This is a genomic window from Halobacillus sp. 12SKB, from assembly GCF_052941655.1.
In genome coordinates this window covers 238,580-253,687 of the sequence record NZ_JBRFWR010000001.1, presented here as the reverse complement: position 1 = coordinate 253,687, position 15,108 = coordinate 238,580, and the positions used below count along the sequence as shown (strand labels likewise).

The window sequence follows — 15,108 nt, the reverse complement described above, 5'->3', positions numbered from 1 at the left end:
GGAAAGCATTTCCTTTTGCAATCCTTTCCTTGCGAATATCTTGGTTTATTTAGGTGAACATACGATATAGAGGTGATTGATGATGGATTGGATTTGGAAAGCGGTTCTCATTATCATTGTGGGGACAATCATTCTTCGTATTGCCGGTCGGAAATCCATATCACAGATGACGTTATCACAAACGGTCATCATGATTGCGATCGGTTCTTTACTGATCCAACCTGTGGCGGGGAAGAATATATGGGTGACGTTCGGTGTAGGGGGAGTGCTTGTCCTTACATTGATGGTTATGGAATTCAGCCAGGTGAAATTCGATTTTATGGAACGTTTCCTCACAGGCAGGTCTGTTTCCATAATTGAAAATGGACAGTTAAATGAAAAGAATATGAAGAAACTACGTTTTACTGTCGACCAGTTAGAGATGAAGTTAAGGCAGGGCAACATTACGTCCATTGCTGATCTTAAGTCGGCGACCCTTGAACCAAACGGGCAGGTCGGATTCGAGTATAAAGAACACAAAAGACCAGCGACAAAGCAGGACATGGATGACATATACCAACAAATTCTATCGTTAAAACAGATGTTAAATCCAAATCAGGCTGCACAAATCCCGACAGCGAAACCTCCTGCTGAAGATTTATTTAAGGAAGTAGAAACGAAGCAACACCAACACGTTCACCCTGATCGTTTGAATTAAGTCTCCGTGCAGGCATTTTGATCTATTCCTTGATATAATGGAACAGAGGTGAGAAAAGTGGAATCCGTAAACACCATTGAAGAACTACAGGGATTTGTTCATGAACATCCGCTTTCGATTGTTTATGTATCCAGGCCCGGATGTTCGGTTTGTCATGGTTTGCTTCCGCAAGTGGAAAACTTGTTGAACGACTATCCTGAAATTGTGTCCAGACATGTGGACGCTGATAAAATTCCACAAGTGGCGGGAGAGTTTTCAGTCATGACGGTACCTGCCGTTTTGATCTATTCTGAAGGGAAAGAACTATTCCGAAAAGCCCGCTTTGTTCCGATCGGGGAGTTAAACCAGCAACTGGCAAAACTGAATCATTTCATTAATGAAAAATGACCATCTGTTGAAATCCTCAACAGATGGTTTTTTTATATGTTCTTACGGTAAAAATAAAGTCTGATAATTCCCTCAATTTTGCTTTCTCCGGCTTTTCTTGAAAATTCAACCCGCAAATACATGTCTGAGACGAGATTATTTGCGATGAGAAGCGATGAATTGGAAATACCTCTCCATGAAACCGTTTACACTAACTAATTGGCGTATATAGACCCGACTTGCCTAAAACCCCTTGAATAAGATTTGCCCAATGTTATGATGAAAAACGTCTTAAATAAAGCGAACAAAAAATGCGAACGGGAGAGATTAACCCAAATGATTAAACAAACGATTGCTTTTCTAGGTGCAGGCTCTATGGCTGAAGCGATGATTTCAGGCATGGTGGAATCCGGTAATATTCCAGCTGAGAACATCATCGTGACCAATAGAAGTAATCAAGAACGTTTAAATGAAATCAATTATAAATACGGCGTACGCACGGTATTAAAAGATGAATTGAACTTTGCAGAAGTCGATCAGTTCATTTTGGCAATGAAGCCAAAAGATATTGATGCTGTACTTGCCGATTTAAAAGATAAATTGACAGCTAACCAAGTACTTGTTTCTGTACTTGCGGGAATCTCAACATCTTATATGGAAGAACGATTGAATGAAGGTCAGCAAGTCATCCGTGTGATGCCGAATACCTCAAGTATGCTTCGCGAATCTGCGACAGCGATTACGCCAGGCCGTTTTGCAGACATGGACAATGTACTTGTCGCAAAGGAACTACTGAAATCCATTGGCGAAGTTTTCGTCATTGAAGAAGATAAAATGGACGTCTTTACAGGAATAGCGGGAAGCGGACCAGCTTACTTCTATTATTTGATGGAACACATTGAAGAAACGGGTCGTGCAGAAGGCATGGATCGTGAAACTCTTCGCGAAATTGGAGCTCAAACATTGCTTGGAGCAGCAAAAATGATGCTGGAACGCGATGAAAGCCCGACAGAACTACGTGAAAATGTGACATCTCCGAACGGTACGACAGCAGCAGGCCTTAACGCTCTTAATGAAGCTGGTGGAGGTTACGCCATTTCTGAAGCGATTAAAGGAGCAGCCAGTCGTTCGAAAGAATTAAGCAAAGAACTTGAAGGACTACTTGTAGGCAGTAAATAAACGAAACCCATCGACGCGAAAATGTTAAACAGGAGTGATATGTTGAGTCAAGATAAAAAAAGGGTAGTAATTAAAATAGGGAGCAGTTCCCTAACCAGCATGCACGGAGAAGTCAGCCGCCGTAAATTAGAAAAATTAGTAGATGAAGTCGTCCAATTGAAAGACGACGGCCACGAAGTTTTACTCGTATCCTCAGGAGCGGTAGCCGCAGGTTATCGCAAACTAGGTTGCCTCGAGCGCCCAAGCTCTTTACCTGAAAAACAGGCAGCCGCATCCATTGGCCAAGGATTGTTGATGGAATCTTATTCCGATCTTTTCCTATCCCACGGTTATATGGGTTCTCAAATTCTCATTACTCGCAGCGACTTCTCTGATGAAGACCGCTACAACAATGCACGTAATACGATCAATGTGCTGCTTGAACGTGGCATTATTCCAATCGTCAACGAAAATGACACGATTACAATCGATCGACTGAAATTCGGTGATAACGATACACTTTCTGCAAAAGTAGCAGGACTTGTGGATGCTGATCAGTTAATCATCCTATCCGATATTGACGGACTTTACGATGCAGACCCAAGAAAAAATGACGACGCGAAACTACTTGATAAAGTCCACGAAATCACCCCGGAAATCGAAGCAGCAGCTGGTGATCCAGGTAGTGCAGTCGGCACAGGCGGTATGAAGTCCAAGATTGACGCATTCAAGATTTCCATGGCATCCGGTATCTCTTCCTTCTTAGGAAAAGCCAACACACCGAACATCGTTTATGATGCTGTGTACGGAGATGCAACAGGAACGTATTTCGAGACAACGACAGACTCTGAAAACCTTGATCAGAAGAAGCAGTGGATTGCTTTCAATTCTGGACCAGAAGGTGAAGTCATTATCGATCATCGCGCAAAAGAATCGATCGTTGAGATGAAGAAGAGTCTTCTGCCGATGAACGTTCATCATGTGAAAGGACGTTTTGAAAAAGGTGCCGTTGTGCGCATTCACGATCTTGATGGAGATGAGATCGGTCTAGGCGTTGTCAATTATTCTTCAGACGAAATGGAAGAAATGATCAGCCTGACTGAACCTGAACTTGAGTCTTATGAACAAGCAGCAATCGAACGTAAAGATTTTGTCTGCCATTTAGACGTTGCCCTGCCCGTAGGTGTTTAAAATAATCAAGGAGGTCTTTGATGACACTAACAACTAATGTGAACGTTGAAGCACAAGCAATTGAAGCGAAGAAAGCTTCCAAAAAATTGATGATTCTTTCTGAAGAGGAAAAGAACCAGGCGCTTAATCACTTAGCTGATGTACTAGAACGCGAATATGAGACGATTCTATCTGCCAATGAGAAAGATTTGGCGAATGGTCGTGAGAAAGGCTTCACCGAGGCATTTATGGACCGTCTTTCCCTATCAAAAGAGCGTGTAGCTGAGTTTGCCCAAGGATTACGCGATGTTTCTAAACTGGAAGATCCTACAGGTCAAGTGGTGACAGATTGGACGCTTGAAAATGGCCTGCAAGTTGAAAAAGTAACGGTACCTTTAGGTGTCATCGGTATGATTTATGAAGCACGCCCGAATGTTACCGTTGATGCAACGGGTCTTGCGCTGAAATCCGGTAATGCGATTGTTCTGAAAGGCGGATCTTCTGCGATTAACTCCAACCAGGCGATTGTTGAAGTGATGCACCGTGGTCTAGAAGAAACGAAGATCCCGAAAGAAGCGGTACAATTCATCGCATCCACTGACCGCGCAGCAACGAATGAACTTTTCAAAATGAAAGAACACATCGACGTACTCATCCCACGTGGTGGCGGCAAGTTGATCCAAGCCGTTGTTGAGAACGCAACGGTCCCTGTACTTGAAACAGGTGTTGGAAACTGCCACATCTATGTCGATAAGCATGCAGACGTTGAAAAAGCGATCAATATCCTTGTTAACGCGAAAACAGACCGCCCGGCGGTATGTAACGCTGCAGAAACACTTGTCGTCCACAAAGAGTGGTTGAATGACAATAAAGATGCGCTTATCGCTGCATTGAAAGAAAACAATATTGCTGTACACGGTGATGAGTATATCCTGGATATCATCCCAGGCTCTGTCCTTGCCGGCGAAGAAGACTGGGCAAACGAATACTTGAGCACAGACATCGCCGTCAAAGCTGTGGATGATCTAACCGATGCGATCGCACACATCGAAACGTACGGCACGAAACACTCAGAAGCGATTGTGACCGAAGATGCAGAATCAGCAGAAACATTCTTCGCACTTGTTGACGCTGCTGCTCTTTACCACAATGCTTCCACACGTTTCACAGACGGTGGCGCGCTAGGATTCGGAGCCGAAATCGGTATTTCCACACAAAAATTGCATGCCCGTGGCCCAATGGGACTTCCTGCACTGACGACAGTGAAGTTCTTGATGAAGGGTACCGGCCAAATTAGATAAGATTCTTTTGCGGCTTTTGCGGAAGGGAAACTCTCAGGAGTTTCCCTTCTTTTTTGTGTTTGAAGAGGTGGTGGTGTCGAATACTTAATTAACGTTGTCGAATACTTAAATAGCGCTGTCGAATACTTGATTTTCTTTGTCGAATGATCAAATAACAAAGTCGAATTCTAAAATAACAGCTTAATGATATATTTTCTATTCCTACTACGTCCAAAATTAGGACTACAGCATTCGTTCAAAAGCTTTCTTGCAATATATTCTGTTTTGACTCCAGCAATTTTCCTGAATTCTGCATTTGTAATCGTGTCTCCGATCAGCAATTGGTGATCTCTTAACAATTGTAAGTGTGCATCTTTTGATATCGCTCCACACCGTCCACAAAGCCAATGATCGCGTCGGCGGATCATACCAAGTAAGCGGCAAGAGGGGCACGGAGCTCCCCACTTGAGCTCATCTTTTGAAATGCCATAATGTTTCATGACATCCGAATCATAAGGGATATATTCTGCTTTAGTCCGTGGTGAGAATTCATTCAAGTGATCATCCGCCCACACATTTTCTCCTTTAAAACTTTTTATGAATGCTGTTAGGTGAGTCGGTAGTTGTTTCACGAAGATGACTCTTTTCCTTTTACTAAGATCTTCTCCTTGAAATGTAAGGGAGGCATTGGAGTTAGCGATGACTATGAAAGAGTGTATGGGGATGGAGGGGAAGCCGGATCTCTTGATCCAGCGTTGTAACTGAAATTTCTGTAGTTCTATCTGCACAAAGGGATCTTGAAACATTTCACTTTTTCCTTCTATTGTTCTTATGAGTTTCTGTTGGTCAAGATCGAAATGGAGTTCCCCTTTGTAGTTTTTCACTTCCAAAATAACCAAGCATTTCTTGGAAATAAGCAGAGTGTCTATCTGAAAAGGTTGGATCCCATCGTGAAGCCTGACATTCTCCATGCTTCTCCCTGGTAAGTACTTCATGTAGTGATCAGCGGTTGACTCACCAAAATGCCCGGCAGACAAGCGGCCGAGACGATTTGCTATTTCCTCACTGAGGGGATGATGGGGGGGAATCCTATTAAGAAGAGATTCAAGCTTTAAAAGTTCCAGTGATTTTTCTCGATACATGTTCTGACTCCTTTTACAAAAAAATCATTCTATTATATGATGGTGTAATCTTTATTTTTAGGAGGGGTTGGATGAGACAGAGAGAAGCAGTAGAAAAGATAACGGAAAGCTTGAAAGAAGATGACCTCGTGAAGGCTGTTTTTCTAAAGGGTTCGATGGGACGTGGGGAGGAAGACGAGCACTCGGATGTGGATTTATATGTGTTGGTTGACGAGGCGGAAAAGGAAGCTTTTTTGAAGAATAGAAAAAAGCATCTCGAGAGCTACCAGTCTATCATATTTTATGATGATATTTTTATTATCGCTCCTCAAATTATTGCTGTTTATGAAAACCTGCTGCACGTCGACCTTTTTACAGTGACTGAGGAAACGCTCGTACATAAAGATTTTTTCCGTGTTCTCTATGATCCGGAACAACGTATGGAAAAGCATGAATCTCATCAGAACCTCTATTTATCTGAAAAGGATTTTTTATATGCAGTCGATGACATTGCTTTCTTTTTCCTGCAATACAAGAAAGCGGCTGATCGTGGGAATGACCTTTGGGCTGTAAAGGTCGCTAATGATATAGGTGTGAATGTGGCGAAAGTTCTGTTACAAAAATACGCACCGGATCGAGCACAGCTTGGTTTGAAAGCTGTCCCACATGCACTTCCATCTGCTCATGTTCAGGAGATGGAGAACGTGTATCGCTGGATCTCTTTGGAGCATCATGATCAGGCGGTGGGCCAAATGGCTGTTATGATGGAAAAACATTTGCAGTGGCTTGAAGAATGTTGGGGGGATGAAACTTATACCATTCCTTTTTTAAAGAGAATGATTGAAGTAATAAAAAATAGAACCCCCTTATGCGGGGGTTCTATTGATTAGAATGATTGGCCGGCCATCGCTTGGGAAAGTGTCGCAGTTGTCGTGACATTTCTGAAATCGACACCGAGCTGCACGGCTGTCTGGGCAATTTCCGGTCGGATTCCGACAACGGTCGATGAAACACCGATCAGTTGTAAGCTATCAATCAATTGAAAGATTTGTTGAGCCACCATTGTATCCACAAGATATACACCAGATAGGTCGATATAGAGGACATCGACATTCTCTTCTGTACAATTTTTCAAGGTGTTTTCAAGAATAGCTGTGGCCCTCTCGGTATCAATATTACCGACAAGCGGAAGGAGGGCACGCTCATTGGATAACTGTATAAGTGGTGAACTTAACTCATTGATCACCGTACGTTGGTGATCAATCTTTTTATTCAATTGATTGGATTTTTCTTCTGTCACTTTAAACATGATTTCATCAAAGACTTCAATCAACAAACGTTTCCATTCATTTTCCAAGTCTCGGGACACGGGCATTTCCTGTTGGAGGATAAACTCTTCCAGGAAATCCAAATACTGCTCACGAACACGCATGAATTCCCGGATGATTTCATGGGTAGGTGTGTTTAAATGCTGCGGATCTCTTCCGACATTAATAATCCAACCGTTGATCTGTTGAAAGAATTCATCACGATCCAAAATGAAGAGCTGGCGCATATATTTGTGAAATTCATAGTTCTGAGCTTTTAAATGATTAATGACTGCAGAATCGGTAGCTGCATACACCCCTGACACGTCATGTTGATTCAACGAATTGTACCATTCTTCTGTTAAAGCTTCAGCTTTTTGCAAAAGAAAGTCATGTAAAGCTTGGTTCGTTTCCATTCGCAAGCCCCTCTCTATCAAATGAGCCTCTATTTAAGTGGGTTGAGAGAATCATCAGTTAATCCTATTATAAATGGTAGAACTACTCTTTTCCAACAGGATTGACTGAAGGTTCATAAAAAAGGGAATATCCAAGTGAGGAGGTGGTAACATGGTGCTAAGAGGAGTGTTATTAGAGCAGTTAAAATCCGTTCATGATGAAAACAGCTGGTTCGTCTGCTTCAATTATGCCGTAAGAGAACTGGAAGAACCACAAGCGGTTGAAAAACTGGATGATCAAACCCATTCCATAGCGGAAATTGTGCATCATCTTTATTTTTACAACGAACGGTATTTAAGCCGATTCCGTGGGGAGGAGGTCATGGAACGTCCTCGTCACTACGATACGTTTCAAAATCACGGCCATATGCAATGGCATTCCAGAGTGGCTGACTACCAAATGGTCCTGACGATGTTTAGACAAGAGATCCTATCATGCAGTCAAGAAAAGCTTGATATGTGGGCGGAGACGCTGGCGAATCTATTCATGCATAACGCTTACCATATCGGACAGATCGTAACCATCCGAAAACGAAACGGATGGTGGGGGATAAATCCAGTAGTGAAAGGTTAATTTTATGAAAAGATATAGTATAATCATCACACTATTAGGGATCATTGTGAGCGTTAGTCTCTTTATTGGAAATGAAAACAATAAGCAGGAAGCACTCAACAGAGAAAATATCCGTGAGATCACTTTAGAAATAAAAGGAGAATCTCATTCTTTAGAGGGAAAAGTTGTATGCATACAAAAGAAAAATTGCTCTGTCACCGATGAAGAGCGTTCTATTTCTCAATTAGAGGAAGAATGGAACATAAAAGAGTTTAAGTTGGAACGCGGTACAGAAATCGCGTTTAGTTTTTCTACAAGAGACCCAGACAGGATCTTCTACGATGAAATGGATACTAACTCTGTGACGACCAAATCTCTGGAAGGGACGAGTTTTGAAGTCTATGGATTGGACGGATCTGAAAAGGTTTACCGTATTGGGGTCCAGTGGGAGTATAGTGATGGAGAAGTCACACGCGCTTATTATCCTATCCGTGTATCTATTATGTAAAATGTGCAGGAACAAGGTTCCATGCACGTTTTTTTATTTAGTCTTCGAATTGAGACATCGCATCGTCCATTTCCTGGCGTGTCGCCATCAATGGAGTCGTCGGCTCAAGACACGTAATACTGCAGAAGCAGTCAAGGTCTACAGTAATGCAGACGCCTGTTGCGCGAAGATTACGAATAGAGTTTCCTGGGAAATAGTCACAGACATCTTTCTTTTTGCAGGATGATGCTGTTCGTGCTCCTCCATTTGATTCTGGGATCAAAAGCTCTAGCTTGACGCATTTTCCATCGTTCGTGAATTTCTTCGCTCTGAAAACTGGAGAGCTCAAGCAGGCAAGGTAAGTGGAGCTATTAGACATTAATTGCTTACGAATGACTCCACTACCGATGAAAGGTTTGCAGTCTTTGCAGTACAAAATGAACGGAACGGTTGTGTTACGTGGTGTTTCTTCAGCAGGTGAGAGCAGATCACGGATGGAACGCTCGCAGCTGACATCACAACAGCCATTATCCATCAAGGCAGCCACTTCATCTTGAGCTTTGATGATTTCTTTAATAACATCGCGTACGCAGTTGTTATCTCTTCCTTTACAACTCATAAAACATTTCCTCCTTTATTTTTTCTCTACATTCTATGGTTTTTCATAGAGAGTGCTTGTATAGCTGCCTATTATTCTAAGAATCTTCATAGTTTGTAAAAATACTAGGTGATGGCCAAGGCAACCAGAGGGGCGGGGCATACCTTATAGTACTGAGAGTTCAAAAAGCTCAAGGTTCATGGTTACCACGCCATGGAAAATTTCCCTACGGTCTGATGCCAGCGTACACTGGCATCTTTTTTTATTTCTTTTTATTACGCATAATGGCAGGATTGTGGAAGACTTGATTTCGAGATGTTTGTGTGGATTTAGGGGCTCCGGGAAAAGGTTCGCTTTCCGTGGGCGAGTGATGAGCCTCCTCGAGCTAACGCTCTGCGGGGTCTCATCTACCACGCACTTCCCACAGGAGTCTCACCGTTTCCCTCCGCCCCTTGGCCGTATGAGTGTCTCGAAACCATTTCTAGAAGATGCAGATATTCAGCTTGATGGGAGTATAAGGATAAAACTCCCATGCCTAGGTATTTGAATCCCGGAAGCTTGAAACAGGGCGCTTTATGCTTATAACAGTAGGTTAGTGGAAGACAATCCAAATTGGTAAAGGGGGTCGTTTCTCACATACATCGAATGGGGTGGTTGGGAAGCTGCGAGACTCCCGCGGGAATGGATTGGCTGGCGAGACCCCACAGAGCGGAGCTCGAGGAGGCTTGCCGTCATCCCCGCAGGAAAGCGAGTGGCTTCCCAACCACCCCTGACGCTCAACCCCCGTAACGAACACTGAAACATCTCGAAACTGAGCCTTCAAGAAAAGGGAGCTTTTTTGGAGGAAAAGGGCTTTGACTTAAAATGTGAATAATCATTCACTTTTGTTGAATTTTCAGAATAGTAGGTATAAAATGGATGCATACTAACCGATTGGTATGTTTTATGAAAAGGGAGGAAAAAGGGTGAACTTTGATTATTCCGACAAGGTTAAAGGCTACCTTGAACAGGTGCAGCGGTTTATGGATGAACATGTTTATCCAAATGAATCGTTGTATGAAGATCAATTAAATGCACAAAAAGATCGCTTTTCGGAAGTTCCTCCTATCATGGAAGAGCTGAAATCGAAAGCGAAAGGGGAAGGACTTTGGAATTTATTTTTACCTGATGATACATATGGAGCGGGACTCACAAACCTTGAATATGCTCCGCTATGTGAGATGATGGGCCGCTCGCTTATTGGTCCCGAAGTTTTTAATTGTAATGCCCCAGATACAGGAAATATGGAGGTACTTGCACGATATGGAAGCCAAGCTCAAAAGGACGAATGGTTGGAGCCTCTTCTTAAGGGAGAGATCAGATCCTGTTTTTCTATGACCGAGCCGGATGTGGCTTCTTCGGATGCTACAAACATTGAGTCCAGCATTTTGCGGGACGGAGATGATTATGTAATCAATGGTCGGAAATGGTGGTCTTCAGGAGCAGGAGATCCTAGGTGTAAAATCGCCATTTTTATGGGGAAAACGAATCCTGATGCCAAACGTCATGAGCAACAGTCTATGATTCTTGTTCCTTTGGATACAGAGGGGGTTCATATTAAACGGATGTTACCAGTGTTTGGGTACGACCATGCCCCTCATGGACATGCAGAAATTGATTTTCATAATGTCCGTGTCCCGAAGGAAAACATGATTTGGGGAGAAGGTAAAGGGTTCGCCATCGCTCAGGGTCGTCTTGGACCTGGAAGAATTCATCATTGCATGCGGTTGATTGGAGCAGCGGAACGAGCTCTTGAAGATTTATGTAAGCGCGTTCAAAACAGAGTGGCTTTCCATCGTCCTTTATCAGAGCAGGGAGTGGTGAGGGAATGGATCGCCGATTCCCGGATTGAACTTGAACAGGCGCGCCTGCTTACTTTGAAAGCTGCGTACATGATGGACACTGTCGGAAATAAAGAAGCGAAAACCGAAATCGCCATGATCAAGGTGGTCGCCCCGAATATGGCATTAAAAGTTATTGACCGGGCGATTCAGGCTCATGGGGGAGCCGGAGTCAGTGATGATTTCACGCTGGCTGCTCAATGGGCCAACTCTAGAACACTCAGGCTGGCAGATGGGCCGGATGAGGTCCACCGGAGACAGATCGCTAAACTCGAACTATCCAAATATGAGGAGTGAGACCATGCATGTCAGAGATCTTTTTGATTTGAAAGGGAAAACCGCTCTCGTTACGGGAGGCGGACGTGGGCTTGGTGAACAAATTGCTGAAGGTCTTGCGGAAGCAGGGGCGAATATTATCGTTTGTTCCCGTAAAAAAGAGGCTTGTGAACAAGCGGCGATCAGACTGGAGAATGAATGTGGTGTGGAGACACTTGCGCTTGGGTGTGATGTCACGAACCCTGAAGATATTGATCGTGTAGTGGATGAAGCAGTAGCCAAATTCGGTGCGATTGATATTCTGGTCAATAATAGTGGAGCCACGTGGGGCGCTCCGACACTTGAAATGCCACTGGAAGCTTTCCAAAAGGTGATGAACGTTAATGTGACCGGAACCTTTCTTATGTCCCAGAAGGTCGGCGAGCATATGGTCAAGCAGAAGTCAGGAAAAATCATCAATATCGCTTCTGTTGCTGGACTTGGTGGAGCGGATCCAAGGTTCATGGAGACGGTCGGCTACAATGCTAGTAAAGGTGCGGTCATCACTTTTACAAAGGATCTTGCCGTGAAGTGGGGCATGCATAACATTCAGGTGAATGCCCTTGCTCCCGGGTTCTTCCCGACAAAAATGTCGAAAGGGGTTCTTGAGCACGGTGGGGATTTCATACTTGATCGAACGCCTCTCGGAAGATTCGGTTCTGAGGAGGACTTGAAAGGAGCCGCTCTATTTTTAGCATGCCGAGCATCGGATTATGTCACCGGGGACGTTCTTGTTGTCGATGGTGGTATGCACGCTTCCTGTTAATGGATTTTGCTGAGTTAGGACGGGTGGACATGAAAGAAAAAATGATGGACACAATCATAGAATTATTCGGTAAAAAAGGATTCCAGGCCACTTCGATCCAGGACATCGTCGAAGCGAATGGTGTGACGAAAGGGACATTCTATTACTATTTCAAAAATAAAGAAGATGTGCTCGTTCACATTCACCAATCTTTTATAGACCACCTTCTGGAGGGACAAGAGAAAATCATTACAAATAGAAGTCTTTCCAACGGTGAGAAACTGTATAGAATTGTAGAGTTGTTGATCGGTAATATTCGGACAAACGGTCACAGTGCACTCGTGTTTTTTCAAGAGATGAGACACCTGAGTGAAGAGAAGACAGCCATCATACTGCCAAAACGCCAACAATTCCAAGTAAACATCCAGAAAGTGTTGGAAAAAGGGATGGAAGCTGGGGAGTTCAAAAAAGACGTGCGTGCAGATATGTTGTCTTATGCTGTCCTTGGCATGGCGAACTGGAGCTATTTTTGGTACGAACCTGATGGAGAAGTGGATGAAAAGACTTTGACGGATTTGTATATGCGGTTGATTTTTAAAGGGATTGAGGAGGAAATCAATGACTATTGAAAAACTAGCGGTTGTCGGAGCAGGCAGCATGGGTCATCAGATTGCCATGCTCGGTGCATTAGCTGGATATGAAACAAAGCTCCAGGACATCAGTCAGGAATCATTGGAAAAGGCAGAGGCGAAGCTTGCAGGGATTATGGATAAGTGGGTGAAAAAAGAAAAAATTTCTCAGGCCACGTGTGAAGAAGCCTTTTCCCGCCTTCATTTCACAACAGAACTCGAAGAAGCAGTCTCAGATGCAGATCTTGTTATTGAAGCTGTCATTGAAAAGCTGGATGTGAAAAGAGAAGTGTTTGCAAAACTGGATGAGTGTGCTCCATCCCATACTATTTTTGCCACCAATTCTTCGACCATTGTCAGTTCATTGATTGCTGATGCAACGTCGAGGGCTGAGAAGGTGTGCAATATGCACTTTTTCTTTCCACCACTTGTTATGGACTGCGTGGAAGTCGTCAAAGGGGAACATACGTCAGAAGAGACGGCCTCTGTGGCCATGAAGGTATGTGAAGAGATGAATCGTACAGCGGTCCTTTTGCAAAAAGAAATCTCAGGATTTATCGCCAATCGAATTTTATTTGCGATCCAAAAGGAAGCGATGAGCTTGTATGAGGGTGGATACGCTGGTTTCGAAGATATCGATAAAATAGTGAGAAAAGCGCTGAATCATCCCATCGGACCTTTTGAACTGATGGATTTATCAGGGATAGACGTCGGCTATTACGTCATGCAGCAACAGTATGAAGAAACAGGGGATCCAAAAGATCGCCCATCTAAAACTTTGGAAGAGAAAATGAAAGCAGGAGAGCTCGGCCGCAAAACAGGGAAAGGTTTTTATACTTACGATCGTCCTGTGAAAAGTTGAGGAGGAAAACAGATGCATGAAATGGAAGTGAATGTAAGGTTTTGTGAAACGGATTTATTAGGGCATGTGAACAACAATAACTTCTTTGTCTATATGGAGGATGCTCGCATCCGGTTTTTTAATGATCTGGCGCTTGTAGGAGATGATTGGAACTTCATCCTTGCTTCGACGAAATGTGATTTCATCAAACAGGTGTATTTTAATCAGACGCTGATGATTCGCAGCCATGTCGTGAAAATTGGACGTTCAAGCTTTCATTTAGAGCAGGACATGTATGAGAAAGAATCGGGTGAACTGGTGGCCAAGGGCTTGTCGGTCATTGTGCAATTCGACTTTGAACAACAGCAAAGTGTTGCATTGACATCTGAGATGAAAGAATCCTTGTCATCCTATCAAATGGTAGCAAAGTAAAGGAGGTTTTTCATGGTTTACGCAGAAGATACAAGACCTGTCCGCCAAGGGGAGGAGCTCGATGTAAACAAGCTTGAGCGTTATTTGAGGGAGAAGTTAGAGATTCCTCCGGGTGACATGCAAATCAGGCAGTTCGGGGCGGGTCATTCCAACTTGACCTATGAACTGTCAGTGGGTGAAGAGTGGAAAGTTGTCTTACGTCGTCCTCCCATGGGGCCGGTCGCTCCAAAGGCACACGACATGGAACGTGAATTCAGAGTTCTTCAATCCTTACATCCGGTCTATCCTTTGGCACCGAAACCCTATCTCTATGAATCTGGAAATCTGATTGGCCGTCCTTTTTTTCTTATGGAACGGAGAGAGGGGCTCGTTTTTGATTACACTTACCCCGACGGCGTGGACGCGACCGAAGATCTAGGGAGGAAACTGTCTGAGACGATGGTCGACCGGCTGGCAGAACTTCATTCCCTGGACTACCAGGAAACTTCTTTGAAAGATATGGTCAAGCCTGAAGGTTTTATGGAAAGACAAGTAAATGGTTGGATTAAACGCTATGAAAGGGCGAGAACCGATGATGTGGTTTCCGGGGAGCGTTTGAAAAAATGGTTGATCGACCATATTCCTGCATCCAGAGAAGCTGCCATTATTCATTATGACTACAAGTTGAATAATGCCATGTTCAGTAAGGATAATCCTTCGCAGATGGTAGGTTTGTTTGATTGGGAAATGACGACCGTCGGTGATCCGATGGCTGATGTTGGTGCAGCCATGAGCTATTGGATTCAGAAAGATGATCCCGAACTTCTGAAAACGGGATTAGGAAAGCCGTCTCTCACTGTTCAGGAGGGGTTCTATACAAGAGATGAATTCATTCACCGCTACGCTGAAAAGAGTGGGCGTGATGTGGAGGACATCGACTTTTATTTGACCTTCGCCTATTTCAAGCTGGCAGGAATCGTACAGCAGATCTATTATCGGTACAAAAATGGGCAAACCAAGGACCCAAGGTTCGCAGGGATGCACGTTTTCGTCAATCATCTGATCCGTCATGCGGAAGAAACTGCAGGTCTCTAG

The 15,108-nt window shown here is 43.7% G+C and carries 17 protein-coding genes; 14 read left to right on the top strand and 3 right to left on the bottom strand.

What is annotated here, in order from left to right:
• Positions 1-76 precede the first annotated feature (76 nt).
• The 5 genes from ACQ4XT_RS01310 (at position 77) to ACQ4XT_RS01290 (ending at position 4,692) form a co-directional block, all read left to right on the top strand.
• Entirely contained in the window at positions 77-697 is a 621-nt protein-coding gene (locus ACQ4XT_RS01310; protein ID WP_446852167.1) for a DUF421 domain-containing protein, read from the top strand.
• A gap of 57 nt (positions 698-754) precedes the next feature.
• The gene (locus tag ACQ4XT_RS01305; protein ID WP_446852166.1) at positions 755-1,084 is read left to right on the top strand and encodes a thioredoxin family protein; all 330 of its coding nucleotides are present in this window, start codon (positions 755-757) and stop codon (positions 1,082-1,084) included.
• A gap of 315 nt (positions 1,085-1,399) precedes the next feature.
• A complete protein-coding gene (proC, locus tag ACQ4XT_RS01300; RefSeq protein WP_446852165.1) occupies positions 1,400-2,242 on the top strand; it encodes a pyrroline-5-carboxylate reductase in 843 nt (280 codons plus the stop codon).
• Positions 2,243-2,281: 39 nt separating this feature from the next.
• On the top strand, positions 2,282-3,412 hold the full coding sequence (gene proB, locus ACQ4XT_RS01295) for a glutamate 5-kinase (RefSeq protein WP_446852164.1): 1,131 nt from the start codon (positions 2,282-2,284) through the stop codon (positions 3,410-3,412).
• 20 nt (positions 3,413-3,432) lie between these two features.
• Positions 3,433-4,692 carry a glutamate-5-semialdehyde dehydrogenase gene (locus tag ACQ4XT_RS01290; RefSeq protein ID WP_446852163.1) on the top strand — a complete coding sequence of 420 codons (1,260 nt, stop codon included), beginning with the start codon at positions 3,433-3,435 and terminating at the stop codon, positions 4,690-4,692.
• A gap of 167 nt (positions 4,693-4,859) precedes the next feature.
• On the opposite strand, the gene ACQ4XT_RS01285 is transcribed toward ACQ4XT_RS01290, so the two are convergent.
• Positions 4,860-5,813 carry a nuclease-related domain-containing protein gene (locus ACQ4XT_RS01285; protein WP_446852162.1) on the bottom strand — a complete coding sequence of 318 codons (954 nt, stop codon included), beginning with the start codon at positions 5,811-5,813 and terminating at the stop codon, positions 4,860-4,862.
• 71 nt (positions 5,814-5,884) lie between these two features.
• On the opposite strand from ACQ4XT_RS01285, the gene ACQ4XT_RS01280 reads away from it, so the two are divergent.
• Positions 5,885-6,682 (top strand): nucleotidyltransferase domain-containing protein, encoded by a 798-nt coding sequence (locus tag ACQ4XT_RS01280; RefSeq protein ID WP_446852161.1) that lies wholly within the window; start codon positions 5,885-5,887, stop codon positions 6,680-6,682.
• Here ACQ4XT_RS01280 and ACQ4XT_RS01275 read toward each other — a convergent pair.
• Positions 6,679-7,515: an STAS domain-containing protein gene (locus ACQ4XT_RS01275; RefSeq protein WP_446852160.1), complete on the bottom strand. Its 837-nt coding sequence runs from the start codon at positions 7,513-7,515 to the stop codon at positions 6,679-6,681. The two genes, ACQ4XT_RS01280 and ACQ4XT_RS01275, sit on opposite strands and share 4 nt — an antisense overlap.
• A gap of 151 nt (positions 7,516-7,666) precedes the next feature.
• Here ACQ4XT_RS01275 and ACQ4XT_RS01270 point away from each other — a divergent pair, with 151 nt between their 5' ends.
• Positions 7,667-8,128 carry a DinB family protein gene (locus ACQ4XT_RS01270; protein WP_446852159.1) on the top strand — a complete coding sequence of 154 codons (462 nt, stop codon included), beginning with the start codon at positions 7,667-7,669 and terminating at the stop codon, positions 8,126-8,128.
• A gap of 4 nt (positions 8,129-8,132) precedes the next feature.
• Entirely contained in the window at positions 8,133-8,615 is a 483-nt protein-coding gene (locus ACQ4XT_RS01265; RefSeq protein WP_446852158.1) for a hypothetical protein, read from the top strand.
• Between the two features lie 37 nt (positions 8,616-8,652).
• On the opposite strand, the gene ACQ4XT_RS01260 is transcribed toward ACQ4XT_RS01265, so the two are convergent.
• A complete protein-coding gene (locus ACQ4XT_RS01260) occupies positions 8,653-9,213 on the bottom strand; it encodes a CotY/CotZ family spore coat protein (protein ID WP_446852157.1) in 561 nt (186 codons plus the stop codon).
• A 944-nt stretch (positions 9,214-10,157) separates the two neighbouring features.
• Between ACQ4XT_RS01260 and ACQ4XT_RS01255 the strand changes: the two genes are divergently transcribed.
• Genes ACQ4XT_RS01255 through ACQ4XT_RS01230 form a run of 6 tightly spaced genes read left to right on the top strand, consistent with a single transcriptional unit; the run spans position 10,158 to position 15,108 of the window.
• Positions 10,158-11,369, top strand: coding sequence for an acyl-CoA dehydrogenase (locus ACQ4XT_RS01255; protein WP_446852156.1), 1,212 nt, complete (start codon positions 10,158-10,160; stop codon positions 11,367-11,369).
• A 4-nt stretch (positions 11,370-11,373) separates the two neighbouring features.
• Positions 11,374-12,153 carry an SDR family oxidoreductase gene (locus ACQ4XT_RS01250; RefSeq protein WP_446852155.1) on the top strand — a complete coding sequence of 260 codons (780 nt, stop codon included), beginning with the start codon at positions 11,374-11,376 and terminating at the stop codon, positions 12,151-12,153.
• Positions 12,154-12,182: 29 nt separating this feature from the next.
• On the top strand, positions 12,183-12,761 hold the full coding sequence (locus ACQ4XT_RS01245) for a TetR/AcrR family transcriptional regulator (protein ID WP_446852154.1): 579 nt from the start codon (positions 12,183-12,185) through the stop codon (positions 12,759-12,761).
• Positions 12,751-13,623 carry a 3-hydroxyacyl-CoA dehydrogenase family protein gene (locus ACQ4XT_RS01240; RefSeq protein WP_446852153.1) on the top strand — a complete coding sequence of 291 codons (873 nt, stop codon included), beginning with the start codon at positions 12,751-12,753 and terminating at the stop codon, positions 13,621-13,623. Before ACQ4XT_RS01245 ends, ACQ4XT_RS01240 begins: the two co-directional genes overlap by 11 nt.
• Before the next feature lie 12 nt (positions 13,624-13,635).
• Positions 13,636-14,034 (top strand): acyl-CoA thioesterase, encoded by a 399-nt coding sequence (locus tag ACQ4XT_RS01235; protein ID WP_446852152.1) that lies wholly within the window; start codon positions 13,636-13,638, stop codon positions 14,032-14,034.
• A gap of 12 nt (positions 14,035-14,046) precedes the next feature.
• On the top strand, positions 14,047-15,108 hold the full coding sequence (locus ACQ4XT_RS01230) for a phosphotransferase family protein (protein ID WP_446852151.1): 1,062 nt from the start codon (positions 14,047-14,049) through the stop codon (positions 15,106-15,108).

Excerpts from the sequence above, each read along its gene's own strand:
- ACQ4XT_RS01230 (WP_446852151.1), top strand. The coding sequence starts at position 14,047 with ATGGTTTACGCAGAAGATACAAGACCTGTCCGCCAAGGGGAGGAGCTC.
- ACQ4XT_RS01285 (WP_446852162.1), bottom strand. The coding sequence starts at position 5,813 with ATGTATCGAGAAAAATCACTGGAACTTTTAAAGCTTGAATCTCTTCTT.
- ACQ4XT_RS01235 (WP_446852152.1), top strand. The coding sequence starts at position 13,636 with ATGCATGAAATGGAAGTGAATGTAAGGTTTTGTGAAACGGATTTATTA.
- ACQ4XT_RS01280 (WP_446852161.1), top strand. The coding sequence starts at position 5,885 with ATGAGACAGAGAGAAGCAGTAGAAAAGATAACGGAAAGCTTGAAAGAA.
- ACQ4XT_RS01270 (WP_446852159.1), top strand. The coding sequence starts at position 7,667 with ATGGTGCTAAGAGGAGTGTTATTAGAGCAGTTAAAATCCGTTCATGAT.
- ACQ4XT_RS01260 (WP_446852157.1), bottom strand. The coding sequence starts at position 9,213 with ATGAGTTGTAAAGGAAGAGATAACAACTGCGTACGCGATGTTATTAAA.
- ACQ4XT_RS01265 (WP_446852158.1), top strand. The coding sequence starts at position 8,133 with ATGAAAAGATATAGTATAATCATCACACTATTAGGGATCATTGTGAGC.
- ACQ4XT_RS01275 (WP_446852160.1), bottom strand. The coding sequence starts at position 7,515 with ATGGAAACGAACCAAGCTTTACATGACTTTCTTTTGCAAAAAGCTGAA.
- ACQ4XT_RS01250 (WP_446852155.1), top strand. The coding sequence starts at position 11,374 with ATGCATGTCAGAGATCTTTTTGATTTGAAAGGGAAAACCGCTCTCGTT.
- ACQ4XT_RS01240 (WP_446852153.1), top strand. The coding sequence starts at position 12,751 with ATGACTATTGAAAAACTAGCGGTTGTCGGAGCAGGCAGCATGGGTCAT.
- ACQ4XT_RS01290 (WP_446852163.1), top strand. The coding sequence starts at position 3,433 with ATGACACTAACAACTAATGTGAACGTTGAAGCACAAGCAATTGAAGCG.
- proB (WP_446852164.1), top strand. The coding sequence starts at position 2,282 with ATGTTGAGTCAAGATAAAAAAAGGGTAGTAATTAAAATAGGGAGCAGT.
- proC (WP_446852165.1), top strand. The coding sequence starts at position 1,400 with ATGATTAAACAAACGATTGCTTTTCTAGGTGCAGGCTCTATGGCTGAA.
- ACQ4XT_RS01245 (WP_446852154.1), top strand. The coding sequence starts at position 12,183 with ATGAAAGAAAAAATGATGGACACAATCATAGAATTATTCGGTAAAAAA.